This is a genomic window from Aeromonas sp. s8 (assembly GCF_040907785.1).
In the GTDB taxonomy this organism is placed as follows: domain Bacteria; phylum Pseudomonadota; class Gammaproteobacteria; order Enterobacterales; family Aeromonadaceae; genus Aeromonas; species Aeromonas veronii.
In genome coordinates, this window is record NZ_JBFOCL010000039.1 from 21,519 (window position 1) to 33,796 (window position 12,278).

Annotated in this window: 10 protein-coding genes; 5 read left to right on the plus strand and 5 right to left on the minus strand. The window is 58.5% G+C overall.

Translation table 11 applies throughout. From position 1 onward, the window contains the following. Positions 1-82: 82 nt before the first annotated feature. The gene (locus AB5Y86_RS11995; protein ID WP_368192993.1) at positions 83-706 is read right to left on the minus strand and encodes an outer membrane beta-barrel protein; all 624 of its coding nucleotides are present in this window, start codon (positions 704-706) and stop codon (positions 83-85) included. A gap of 251 nt (positions 707-957) precedes the next feature. On the opposite strand from AB5Y86_RS11995, the gene AB5Y86_RS12000 reads away from it, so the two are divergent. Beyond that, complete coding sequence (locus tag AB5Y86_RS12000; RefSeq protein WP_005356544.1) at positions 958-1,596, plus strand: exopolysaccharide biosynthesis protein; 639 nt, start codon at positions 958-960, stop codon at positions 1,594-1,596. Between the two features lie 66 nt (positions 1,597-1,662). Here AB5Y86_RS12000 and AB5Y86_RS12005 read toward each other — a convergent pair whose 3' ends face one another. Then, positions 1,663-2,937 (minus strand): HAAAP family serine/threonine permease, encoded by a 1,275-nt coding sequence (locus AB5Y86_RS12005; protein WP_335833514.1) that lies wholly within the window; start codon positions 2,935-2,937, stop codon positions 1,663-1,665. Between the two features lie 470 nt (positions 2,938-3,407). Continuing rightward, on the minus strand, positions 3,408-4,298 hold the full coding sequence (locus AB5Y86_RS12010) for a diguanylate cyclase (RefSeq protein ID WP_368192932.1): 891 nt from the start codon (positions 4,296-4,298) through the stop codon (positions 3,408-3,410). Between the two features lie 349 nt (positions 4,299-4,647). Here AB5Y86_RS12010 and AB5Y86_RS12015 point away from each other — a divergent pair, with 349 nt between their 5' ends. Together AB5Y86_RS12015 and AB5Y86_RS12020 are read left to right on the plus strand one after the other, a co-directional pair. Beyond that, positions 4,648-4,965: a hypothetical protein gene (locus AB5Y86_RS12015; protein WP_005340119.1), complete on the plus strand. Its 318-nt coding sequence runs from the start codon at positions 4,648-4,650 to the stop codon at positions 4,963-4,965. A gap of 224 nt (positions 4,966-5,189) precedes the next feature. After that, positions 5,190-5,765: a hypothetical protein gene (locus tag AB5Y86_RS12020; protein ID WP_368192933.1), complete on the plus strand. Its 576-nt coding sequence runs from the start codon at positions 5,190-5,192 to the stop codon at positions 5,763-5,765. A gap of 371 nt (positions 5,766-6,136) precedes the next feature. Here the strand turns inward: AB5Y86_RS12020 and ppc are convergent, their stop codons facing one another. Further along, positions 6,137-8,770, minus strand: coding sequence for a phosphoenolpyruvate carboxylase (gene ppc, locus AB5Y86_RS12025; protein WP_368192934.1), 2,634 nt, complete (start codon positions 8,768-8,770; stop codon positions 6,137-6,139). 231 nt (positions 8,771-9,001) lie between these two features. Next, entirely contained in the window at positions 9,002-10,147 is a 1,146-nt protein-coding gene (argE, locus tag AB5Y86_RS12030) for an acetylornithine deacetylase (protein ID WP_368192935.1), read from the minus strand. A 271-nt stretch (positions 10,148-10,418) separates the two neighbouring features. Here argE and argC point away from each other — a divergent pair, with 271 nt between their 5' ends. Both argC and argB read left to right on the plus strand, forming a co-directional pair. After that, positions 10,419-11,426 (plus strand): N-acetyl-gamma-glutamyl-phosphate reductase, encoded by a 1,008-nt coding sequence (argC, locus tag AB5Y86_RS12035; protein WP_368192936.1) that lies wholly within the window; start codon positions 10,419-10,421, stop codon positions 11,424-11,426. Between the two features lie 24 nt (positions 11,427-11,450). Continuing rightward, positions 11,451-12,254, plus strand: coding sequence for an acetylglutamate kinase (gene argB / locus AB5Y86_RS12040; RefSeq protein WP_368192937.1), 804 nt, complete (start codon positions 11,451-11,453; stop codon positions 12,252-12,254). Positions 12,255-12,278 lie beyond the last annotated feature (24 nt).

Below are 12,278 nucleotides of genomic sequence, written 5' to 3' on the forward strand. Positions count from 1 at the left end.
CGATTGATTACCGATCACGGCGGAACATTGCTGCTGAAACAGGGGCCCAATGGCCCCTGTTTCATAGGGAAAATCCCCTCACCTAAAAGCGGAAGGTAAGACCGATATTGGCCTGCCACTGAGTTACCAGCTCCCCGCGCACCTTGAACACGCACTGCTCCGGGTTGCAGAGAAACTGGTTGTTGTCGTTGACCAGCGAGCCATAACCGCGCACCTCGGCCCGCAGGGCCAGATACTCGGCGAGGCGCGGTTGCACCCCGAGCGCCAGCGACATGGAAGGAGTCACCTCGCTGTCGTAGGCGGCAAAGCGGGTCACCCCGATCCCGGCGCCGATATAGGGCGCCATCAGGTTGTCAGAGAGAGTAAGCGCACCGGCAAAGTGCAGGGTATCGACCGTCAGGCGATCCGGCTGGTCGGGAGAGAGGGTGGTGGACTGGTGGCTGTAGAGCAGCTCGATCATGCCGGGATCATCCACCTCCTTGCTGATAAAGAGGCCCCAGCTGCCGGAGCCCTGTCCCTGCAGTGAATCAAACGATGCAGAAAGCGGCACCGGCTGCACCACATCGTCACTCTTCTCGAAGTCGATGACTGAGCTGTAGCCGAAAAATGGCGTCACCTGCCAACCGGATGTGGTCGCGGCCTCGCTACTCCAGGCCTGCCCCAGTGGCAGCAACAGCCCCATCATCACAATCCCGGCTCTCTTCATCATCATCCCCTGCTCCCTGTGTGATTGTGCAGAAAGCATACCAGAGGCGTCCTAGGCCCATCCTAAACGGCGGCTGTACCGGATCACTTTCATCGCGGGATTTCCCTCTCGCCGAAACCTCTGCCGAGCCGCCCCACTGGCGCCGCTATGCGCCCCTGCCACCATTCATCGACGGTTAACCTCTGCCACGTATGCTGGCGCCAAATCGGGTCATCGGGGCCCGTTATCACTACTCAAAAGGACATCAGGGAATGGTTGCCGCGCAACTCAACGACCCCACAACTACCCTCGCGGATACCCTGCGGGCCACCGCGCATGCCATCGACGAGAGCCACATCAGCCTGCGCCAGATGCTCGCGCTGGTGGGCGAGCAGGGCATGCTGCTGTTTTGCGTGCTGCTCACCGTCCCCTTCCTGCTGCCGGTCTCCATTCCCGGGGTCAGCACCCCTTTTGGCCTGCTGATCCTCTTTATCGGCATCGGCATCACCCTCAATCGGGTGCCCTGGCTGCCCGCCATGCTGATGGAGCGTCGCTTCGCTGCCGACCAGCTCAAGCCGACCCTGCACAAGGGGGCGGATCTGCTGGCCCGGGTCGATCGCGTTATCCGCCCACGCCTGCTGGTGCTGACCGGCAGCAACACGGTCAACCGCTGCAACGGCCTGCTGATCATGCTGGCCGCCCTGCTGCTGATGCTGCCCCTGGGCGCCATCCCATTCACCAACGCCATGCCTGCCTGGGCCATCTTGCTGCTGGCCACCGGCATGTTGCAGCGGGACGGTCTGTTCGTCGCCAGCGGCTATCTACTGGTAAGCGCAACCCTGGTCTGGTTCAGCGTGCTGGCCATCGGCTTGCTGATGGCGGGCCAGAGCGCCAGCGGTCTGCTCGGCTAACCCCGATGCACAGAAAAAGGGCGACCAGATGGTCGCCCTTTTTGATTTGTGCGGGATACCGCCCGGTCAAAGCAGATCGTAGATAAGGGCCGAGATGGCAAGCAGCCCCATCACCAACACAAAAAGGGTACTCGGCCCGCGATAACGCTTGAGTGCGGGCAAGCGATAGATGGAGCAGGCCGGCAGCAGAAACAGGATCACCGCGATCAGCGGGCCACTGACGCGCTCGATGATGTCGAGCACGTTGGGGTTCAGATAGGTGATGACGGCGGTCACCATAAACAGGATCACCGATGACACCCGGGCGATGGTCGACTCCTTGAGGGAGAGCCCCAGCCCCTGACAGGCACCGCTCACCATGCTCACCGTCCCCTCGCTCACCCCCATGGAGGTGCCGAGGAAGGATTTGGACATGGCCAGAATGGCGATGAGCGGCCCCACATAGGCGATCAGCGGGTTGGAGAACTTGTTCGCCAGCGCCGACAGGACGGAGATATTGTCGGTGCGGGCCAGCGCCATCTCGGCCTGACTCAGGCTCATCACGCAGCTCACCACGAAAAAAAGCACGCTGCCGCAAATCAGCATGCTGCTGTACTTGATGATCCGCTTGGCACGCAGGTCGGCACTCTCCTGACAGCGCTTCTTCTGCGCCGCGCTGAAGGAGGAGATAATGGGCGCATGGCTGAAGGAGAAGACCATCACCGGCACGATCAGCCAGAGGGATTTCCAGAACGCCGGGTCACGCCAATCCACCGCCTGACTCTCGCTGAAATAGGAGAGGCTCCACTGGGGCAGCAGATAGATGGAGAGGCCAATCAGAAAGGCGACCATCGGTAGCGCCAGCACGCTGATGGCCGACACCACGATCTGTTTGCCGGCCAGCAGCACCAGATGCAGGCCCAGCATCACCCCCAGCACCAGCAAGCCGCGCGGCAGCTCGGCATCCCCCAGCTGGTGAACCACGAAGCTCTGAATCGCGTTGGTGATGGAGATGCTGTAGACCAGAATGATGGGGTAGAAGGCCATCAGATAGACCAGCATCAACAGCTTGCCCGCCTTGGCTCCGAAGTGCTCCTCCACCACATGGGTGATATCCCCCTCCTTGTGGGAGCTGGAGAGCACAAAGCGGCTCAATGCCCGGTGGGAATAATAAGAGAGCGGAAAAGCCAGCAATAAAATAAACAGCAAAATAACCGGGGAATTACTGCCAACAGTAATAGGGAGAAATAACGTACCGGCACCGACAGCAGTGGCATATAGGCCCATGGTCCATACCGAATCGCTTTTCTCCCATTTCAATTTTGAAACAGGGTTACTCTTTTCAGCAATAGAAACACTCATTGCAATATATACCTTATTAATCTGTCATCATTATTTTTATTGGCCGAATAACAGGCTGGAGATATGTCGTTGCATATCGCCCTGCACATGAAAAAACAACGCCGCCAGTGGCCAACAGGGCCACCGGAGAGAAACGGAGCTGCCACGCTACCATCGTTGAAATCGCTATCCGGGTCAAGGTTAATAATTCATGACTGTTTGAATCGGAATGTTTCAAAAGACAACAGGATGTATCACATTCGTCACCCAAAACCCGATTCACGCCTGTTTGATAACATACCGATAAAACCTCATGCTGTTGCCCAACAACATAAATAAGACCAGCGAACAGGCCGATAATATTAACACCTTAAGCTGTGGAATATGAGTTAAATAATACGGCCAACTTTTCTACTAATTGACAGTGATGTCAGCCAATTTATTCAGGGTAAAAGCGCAGGCTATTTCAGACAGCGACCGGGGCGGCACTTTCAACCTACCGGGCAGTGCGCCACCCGGTTGCGGCCTGCCCGCTTGGCCCGATAGAGCCACTCGTCGGCCCGAGCCAGCGCCTGATTGATCTCCTCCTCCGGCTGCACCAGAGTTGTGCCCAGACTGACCGTGATGGCGACCGGATCGGCAGGCAGCGCTTCGACGGCGGCACGGATCTGCTCCGCCATCTGCAGCAAACCGGCTTCATCGATCCGCGGCAGCAGGATCAGAAACTCCTCGCCACCGCTGCGCACAAAGAGATCGTCCGCCCGCAACAGGGCATCGATACAACTACTGAAGCGCTGCAAGGCCCGATCTCCCTGCTGATGGCCGTAGTGATCGTTGATCTGCTTGAAGTGATCGATGTCGAGCATGATAAGACCACAGGGGGCCTCCCCTGCCCGCAACGGCTGGCAGTGCTCAAAGAAGAACCGGCGGTTGTAGAGGCCGGTCAGCTGGTCGGTTTCACTCTGGCGCAGCAGTCGCTGCTGCAACTCGTACTGGCGGGTGATATTGCGGGTCACCCAGGCCACCGCCCGCTTGCCGTCATAGAGGGAGGGCAGCGGCGCAATCTTGCCCTCAAAACGCTGTATCCCTTGCGGCCCGGCGGCGGCATTAATCCCCCCCACTTCGACGGCGGAGAGCTCATACTCCACCACCCGCACCTGACCGTTTGCCAGCGACTCGGCCACCTGCGCCTTGACCCACATGGCCATCTCGGGTGGCAGCACATCGGCCAGCTGCTTGCCCGCCAGCGGATTGCCGTCGTGATAGGATTGCTGCTCCATACCGCCGATATATTCCACGTAATAGCCATCTTCACTGAGGATAAAGACGGGATCTGGCAGCTGGGCCATCACTTCATAAAGCTGGGTTACCGAAAGCGCCACTGAGACTCCTGTACTTCAACGTCAAACAGGGGGGAGATATTCTGCCTCAAGAGGACTCACTCGCCCTCATCGGCAGAACAGAAAAATCTGCGGCCACAGCCAACAATCCTTTACATCTAGCAGCCTGCCAGCCTCTCGGCCACCACCTGTGGCCTGCGCGTTGCTACTCCCGCCACTGCGCTCGCTCACGGCGGCGAAAGCCCCCTCACCCGGTCACGCATATCCCATTGTTTCAACTCACAAGTTCATTTACGCTGGCCGTCCTGAGTCCAGTTTTCACCTCATCAGCCATCAGGAACGCCAGCCACCCGCAACCGCAGGGGCTGTACCACGGAAAAGGAATCGCCAGATGAAAAACGCCATCGTTACCGCCCGCTTCGACGCCATCAGCACCGAAGGGGAACAGCTCGTCCTCAAGATCGCCATCAAGGCCCCCGAGCCGGATCCCAAGTCCGCCAGCGGCGACTGGCGTTGCAAGGTGAAGCTGGCGGGGCTGAGCGACAAGACCTTTATCTACGGCATCGACAGCCTGCAGGCCCTGAGCCTCGCCATCAAGTTTGTCGAAACCGAACTGCGCGCCTTCTCCGATGCGGGCTGGCAATTTTATCTGCCCAATTGCCCAGATCACCCCATCGACATGAGCGCCTGCTACTTCCCGGCGCTCTAGCCCAAGGTCAACTCAGGGAGCATGGGGTGCAGCCCAGCTCCCACAATATCCCTTTCATCGACAACGAGCTCATCATAGGCAAGTGCTGCCCCACAACCCGCAATGCCAAGGGTACTGTTAGAAAATTTGACAATTAAATCAACAACATGCATCCAAAAACAATTGACAATAATTCTCATTTAATCAATGATTGATTCCCAAATGAACCACTCTGGAGATAGTGGATGAAGCTCTGTTTAGCCACAGCATTATTGCTGTGCAGTATTTCAAGTGCCAATGCCAATACTTGCCCATTGAGTAACTGCAACACACTACACGCTGGTGAACATTACTCTATTAATGCCGATGGAAAGTATTGCATCAATTTCAACAAAGAAAACATCACGGTGGTAAACCTTTCGAGTCGATACATTGAAATAGAAGACAAAAATTCAAATCCAACTGTTATATACCCTGGTGAATTTGTTGATGTCGATACCATATCAACAATCGCAAATTCAACCAAGGTAGTTATCAGCATAGAGCACGATAGCTTTATCGTGATAAGAGATATAAATGAAAGCAAGCGTAACAAGAGAGCGGCACCCGCATTGGTATGGGCGGGCGGCGGGGCCGTTATGGGGGCGATGGGCGTCATTGCCAACAATCCTGATGCCAGCATGAGAGATATTGCTGCAGGTGCATTTGGTGGTGCCGTTACCGGTAGGTTAAGCCCCATCATGGGAAGTGGTGTCGCAGGCATGATGGCTTCAGGCAGTGCTGGCCTGGCAGCCAGTGGTGCCTGTGCCTCATGTCACTAGTGATGATAATCGTCACATTGATAGCGGCCGTTGTAGCACCCTTTCTTTTAAGCAAAAACCTTGCCCATCGAATTGGGCTGCTACTAATTTCAAGCGGTTCAATACTATTGAATTATTTCTCGGGCACTTTCTCAGCCTGGATATATTTAACCTTTATTGTATTTACAGTTATTTTAAAGGCTAACTATCGTTCTACTCTGGTGCGTTGTGATGATGCAATACTAGGTTGCTATATAATTTTCTACATCCAGCCATTAGTTTTCAGGATGATTTAAAACTCTCTATTTAAATGAAGCTGACAAAATAAACTAGCCATAAAAAGAGCGCATATTATGCGCTCTTTTTATTTAAGGCCTGTTTGGTAATATTTATCAACCCGTATTACGCATCCCTGCGGCAATACCGGCGATGGTGACCATCAGTGCCTTGTCCAGCTCGGGGTGCAGGGTCTCCGGGTGGTTGCGGGAGCGGTTGAGCAGCTCGGCCTGCAGCACGTTGAGCGGGTCTGTGTAGGGGTTGCGCAGCTTGATGGACTCCTTGATCCAAGGCTGATCCTCCAGCAGATCCCCGCGCGGGCTCAGTTTCAGCACCACCTCGATGGACTCGGCGAGCTCCTGACGCAGCTGTTTGCCAAGGCCCCACAGCTCCTGCGGCACCAGACGGGTGTCGTAGTATTCGGCAAGCCAGACGTCCGCCTTGAGGAACACCATCTCCAGCATCTCGAGGCGAGTGCGGAAGAAGGGCCACTGGGCGCTCATCTCTTCCAGCACCGCCAGCTTGCCGTCGTCGATAGCCTGTTGCAGCGCCTTGTGGGCACCGAGCCAGGCCGGCAGCATCAGGCGGTTCTGGGTCCAGGCGAAGATCCACGGAATGGCGCGCAGGCTCTCGACACCGCCATTGGGCTTACGCTTGGAGGGACGGGAGCCGAGCGGCAGCTTGCCGAGCTCCATCTCCGGGGTAGCGGCACGGAAGTAAGGGACGAAGTCCGGATGACCGCGCACGATACTGCGGTAGTGCTCGCAGGAGTCGGCGGCCAGCTGTTCCATCACCTCGCGCCAGCACTCTTTCGGCTTGGGCGGCGGCAGCAGGTTCCCTTCCAGCACGGCGCTGGTGTAGAGCTCCAGACTCTTGATTGCCACTTTCGGCAGACCGAACTTGAAGCGGATCATCTCCCCCTGTTCGGTGGTACGCAGACCGCCGCGCAGGGATCCCGGCGGCTGGGAGAGGATGGCCTGATGGGCAGGGGCACCACCACGACCGACGGTACCGCCACGGCCATGGAACAGGGTGAGGCGGATGTTGTTGGCTTCGGCAAGCCCCACCAGGGATTCCATGGCGGCGTACTGGGCCCAGCCAGCGGCCATCATGCCCGCATCCTTGGCGGAGTCGGAGTAGCCGATCATTACGTACTGACGGCCCTGAATGTAGCCGCGATACCAGTCCACCGAGAGCAGACGCTCCATCACGGCGGTGCCTGCCATCAGGTCATCCTGGGTTTCAAACAGCGGGGCGACCGGCATGCGGAACTTGCAGCCCGCCTCCTTGAGCAGCAGTTGCACCGACAGCACATCGGACGGCGCACCGGCCATGGAGATGATGTAGATGCCGAACGCATCGGGGTCGTGCTGGGCGATGACCTGACAGGTATCCAGCGTCTCGCGCACCTCGGCACTCGGCTCCCAGTCGTGGGGAATGAGCGGGCGGCGGGAGTTCAGTTCGTTTAGCAGGAAAGCCTGCTTGTCATCCTCGCTCCACTCGGCGTAGTCACCCAGACCCAGATAGCGGGTCAGCTCGGAGAAGACCAGCCCGTGACGCTCGCCATCCTGACGGATATCGAGCTTGACCAGATGAATGCCGAAACAGGCGACCTTGCGCAGCACATCCAGCAGCATGCCATCGGCGATGTTGCCCATGCCGCAGGCGTGCAATGAGTGGTAGCAGAGCTCCAGCGGCTCGCGCAACTGGGCGGTGGTCTTGACCAGATCCTGGCTCTCGCTCGCCTGACCCTGCACCTTGGCGGTCAGGTGCTCCTTGGTTTCGCGCAGCGCTTCACGCAGCTCGCGCACCAGCGCACGGTAGGGCTCGGGGTGATCGCCAACGCGAGCACGCACGGCGTCGGTACAGTCGGACATGGAGAGCTCGGAGGTGAGCTCCTTGATGTCTTTGTAGAACAGGCTAACCGCCATCCAGCGGCCCAGCTCCAGCACTTCGGCAGTCACCTTGGCGGTAACGAAGGGGTTGCCATCTCGGTCACCGCCCATCCAGGAGGTGAACTTGACCGGCGCGGCATCCAGCGGCAGCCGCACACCCAGATGATGTTGCAAACGCTCGTCCAGATTGCGCATGAATTCGGGAATGGCTGGCCACAGGCTGTTCTCCACCACGGCGAAGCCCCACTTGGCCTCGTCGACCGGAGTCGGGCGCTGTTCGCGGATCTCGTTGGTGTGCCATGCCTGATTGATCAGCTGCTCGATGCGATTGAGGATCTTGTCCCGCTCGCGGGGCAGCAGGTCGGAGAGCTCCAGCGCCTCGAGGCAGTCGTTGAGCTGCACGTGCTTGTGGATCAGGGTGCGACGGGTCACCTCGGTGGGGTGAGCGGTCAGCACCAGATCGATATCCAGCTCGCGCACGGCCGCAATGATGGCCTCTTGCGACAGGTTGGACGCTTTCAGCTTGTCGAACATCTGCTCCAGCGGGTCCGGGGTGCAGACCTGCTCCTCGCAGCGACGGGAGATGGTGTGGAACTGTTCCGCCACGTTGGCCAGATTGAGGAACTGGCTGAAGGCGCGGGCCACCGGCAGCAGTTCATCATCGCTCAGGGTGCGCAGGGTATCGAGCAGACGTTCCCGGTCTGATTCATTGCCCTTGCGGGAGGACTTGGCCAATTGGCGAATGGTTTCGATCTTGTCGAGAAAGGCCTGACCCTGATGATCCTTGATGGATTTACCCAGCAGCTGACCCAGCATACCTACGTTGGCGCGTAGTGCGGCGTACTTTTCGTTCATTCCACATCCTTATCTTGTTGGTGCCTGACACCCATCCGGGGTGCTAGACGACCTCACTTATTGTTGTGCGATTACAACATATGCTCCGTCATCTTAGGGTGACAATCTACCCAGATTGTCTGCGCAAGGTCAAATAACAGGCCGATTCAGAACATGTATTTCCCTCACCACTCCACAACCGGCTTGTTATGTAACTTACTTACAGTTCTTACGCCCCTTTCACCGCCGCCGCTACAGGCAAAAACGTCTGATCAGGTGCTGCAACACCGAGGTGGTCGGCTTGACGAAGGAGAGGTCGAGATACTCATCCGGCTGGTGCGCCTGGGTGATATGACCGGGGCCCATCACTATGGTCTGGCAGCCAAGCTGCTGGATAAACGGCGCCTCGGTGCAGTAGTTGACCGACTCGGCGGCGCGGCCGCTCGCCTTCTCAGCTTCGCGCACCAGCACAGAGTCGTCGGCGCAGGCATAGGCGGGAATAGGCTCGTGCAGATGTTGCAGATGCAGGCAGCCCGGCTGGTGGATCTCGATGGGTGACAGCGCCTCTTTGAGCATCCCCATCAACTCGTCCGGCCCCACCTGCGGAGTGGGTCGCAGGTCGATATGCAGCTCGCAGCAGCCGCAGATGCGGTTCGGGCTGTCACCGCCCTGAATGTAACCGAGGTTCAGGGTTGGCTGCGGCACGGCAAAGCGGTGGTCGGCGTAGCGATCTTTCAGATCCTGCTGCAAGCGCAGCACCTGCCCCATCGCCTTGTGCATGATCTCCATGGCGTTAACGCCGTTGGCGGGATCCGAGCTGTGACCGCTCTTGCCGGTAATGCGGATCGCCTCCGACATATGCCCCTTGTGGGCCACCACCGGCACCAATCCGGTCGGCTCGCCAATCACGGCGTAGTCGGGTTTCAATTCGGCCGCCGCGGCGATGGCGCGGGCCCCCGCCATGGTGGTCTCTTCGTCGGCAGTGGCGAGAATACGCAGCGGCTTGTTGAGCTTGGTGAGATCAATATCTTTGAGCGCCTCGACGATAAAGGCGAAGAAGCCCTTCATGTCGATGGTACCGAGGCCATAGAGTCGGTTGCCCTCTTCCGTCACCTTGAAGGGATCCTTGCTCCAGCCCCCCTCATCGAACGGCACAGTATCGGTGTGACCCGCCAGCAGCAGACCGCCCTCCCCCTGACCGAGCGTCGCCACCAGATTGAACTTGCCCGGCAGATCGGGGAGCGCCGTTACCTCGCACTGAAAACCGAGCTGACCGAACCAGTCGGCCAGCAGCCGGATCACTGCCTCGTTGCTCTGATCCCACTTGGGATCCGTGCTGCTGATAGAGGGAATCGCAATAATATTCTTATAAAGTGAAAAAAAATCCAGATTGGCCATCAGCTCCTCCTTGCGTCCCCGGAATGTTTCTGTTAGAAAATACAAATGCAAAGTGAGTGCATGAATATTCCGTAATTTTACCTGAATATCTGGCTCATCAACAAAGGCTTCTAGTTGTAAGGGAAAGTTAATGTTCTGTCACCTGATCTATAACCGACGACACACACCCGCCTGAATTGCCCCTCCGCACTTGTGCAAAGGGGCGATCGAACCCCCTTGTGCACTGCAGCGTCATGCTGTGAATCTCGAACTCTGACTTGGAATATTCAACATGCTCAACACCGTTATCGTCGGTGCCAGTGGCTACGCGGGAGCCGAACTGGCCGCACTGGTACAGAACCACCCACAACTCAAGCTGTTCGGCCTCTATGTCTCCGCCGGCAGTCAGGATGCCCACAAGCGCTTCTCTTCCCTGCATCCCCAGTGGGTCGGCGCCCTCGATCAGCCGCTGCTGCCACTGGACGACGACGGAATGACCCGGATCCTGACCCAGGCCGATCTGGTGCTGCTAGCTACCGCCCACGAGGTGAGCGCCGAGCTGGCACCCAAGTTTCTCGCCAAGGGGCTGCCGGTGTTCGATCTCTCCGGCGCCTTCCGGGTCAAGGATCAGGGCTTTTACGACAGCTTCTACGGCTTCACCCACGACAGCGAACAGTGGCTGGATCAGGCCGTCTATGGCTTGGCCGAGTGGAACGCTGATGCCATCACCAGCGCCCAGCTGATTGCGGTGCCCGGTTGCTACCCGACCGCATCGCTGTGCGCCCTCAAGCCGCTGCAGCAGAATGGCCTGATTGCCAAGGGGTGGCAGCCCATCATCAACGCCGTCTCCGGGGTTTCCGGCGCCGGGCGCAAGGCCGCCATCAACACCAGCTTCTGCGAAGTGAGCCTCAATCCCTACGGCACCTTCAATCACAGACACCAGCCGGAGATCAGCCACCACCTCGGCAAGGAGGTGCTGTTCCAGCCCCACCTTGGCAACTATGTGCGCGGCATCCTGGCCACCATCTATGTGCAGCTGGCGGACGGCGTGACCCCCACCCAGGTGGATCAGGCCTTCCTCAAGGCCTACGAAGGCAAACCGCTGGTGCGCCTCACCGGCCAGATGCCCTCCATTCGCGGCGTAGCGGGCACCCCTTACTGCGATATCGCCTGGCAACAGCAGGGCAACATGCTGGTGGTGGTCTCTGCCATCGACAATCTGCTCAAGGGCGCCGCCTCGCAAGCCATGCAGTGCATAAATATCAAATTTGGATTTGAACCGGCCACCGGCCTGATTTAAGGACTTAAGGAAGGATTGAGAGATATGGACAAGCAGACGTTGGTAATCAAGCTGGGCGGCGCCCTTATCGAGAACGACGAGGCGCTGACCGCCCTGTTCGCCACCCTCAAAACCTTTCTCGATGATCAGCACCGTCCACTGGTGCTGGTGCACGGCGGTGGCTGTCTGGTGGATGACCTGCTCAAGGGGCTGGGTCTCACCTCTACCAAGAAGAACGGCCTGCGGGTAACCCCGTTCGAGCAGATCCCCTTTATTGCCGGGGCGCTGGCAGGGACGGCCAACAAGCAGATGATGGCCAAGGCAATCGCCACCGGCATTCCGGCAGTTGGGCTCTGCCTCGCCGACGGCGGCCTCTGTCAGGTGACCCAGCTCGACCCGGATCTCGGCGCGGTCGGCGAGTGCAAGCCGGGCAACTCGGCGCTGGTAGCAGGCATCCTAGGTCAGGGCTTCCTGCCGGTGGTGAGCTCCATCGGCATCACCGCCGAGGGGCAACTGATGAACGTCAACGCGGATCAGGCGGCCACCGCCATTGCCGAGGCGCTCGGTGCCGATCTGGTGATGCTCTCCGATGTGAGCGGCATCCTCGATGGCAAGGGCAAGCTGGTGCCCCAGCTCGACAAGCTGACCGCACTGGATCTGATGGAGAAAGGGGTGATCCGCGATGGTATGGCGGTCAAGGTAGAAGCGGCCCTGCACGCCGCCCAGACCCTCGGCAAGCCGGTCTGTGTCGCCAGCTGGCGTTACCCGGATCAGCTGCTCAAGCTGCTGGCTGGCGGCGCGGTCGGCACTCTGGTCAAGATTGCCGATGGCAATCAGGTAGCCCTCTAATCCTCACCGGAACAAGGAACATCC

Bases quoted from the DNA above. Each gene is read 5' to 3' on its own strand.
- AB5Y86_RS11995 (WP_368192993.1), bottom strand. From the start codon at position 706: ATGAAGAGAGCCGGGATTGTGATGATGGGGCTGTTGCTGCCACTGGGG.
- AB5Y86_RS12000 (WP_005356544.1), top strand. From the start codon at position 958: ATGGTTGCCGCGCAACTCAACGACCCCACAACTACCCTCGCGGATACC.
- AB5Y86_RS12005 (WP_335833514.1), bottom strand. From the start codon at position 2,937: ATGAGTGTTTCTATTGCTGAAAAGAGTAACCCTGTTTCAAAATTGAAA.
- AB5Y86_RS12015 (WP_005340119.1), top strand. From the start codon at position 4,648: ATGAAAAACGCCATCGTTACCGCCCGCTTCGACGCCATCAGCACCGAA.
- AB5Y86_RS12020 (WP_368192933.1), top strand. From the start codon at position 5,190: ATGAAGCTCTGTTTAGCCACAGCATTATTGCTGTGCAGTATTTCAAGT.
- ppc (WP_368192934.1), bottom strand. From the start codon at position 8,770: ATGAACGAAAAGTACGCCGCACTACGCGCCAACGTAGGTATGCTGGGT.
- argE (WP_368192935.1), bottom strand. From the start codon at position 10,147: ATGGCCAATCTGGATTTTTTTTCACTTTATAAGAATATTATTGCGATT.
- argC (WP_368192936.1), top strand. From the start codon at position 10,419: ATGCTCAACACCGTTATCGTCGGTGCCAGTGGCTACGCGGGAGCCGAA.
- argB (WP_368192937.1), top strand. From the start codon at position 11,451: ATGGACAAGCAGACGTTGGTAATCAAGCTGGGCGGCGCCCTTATCGAG.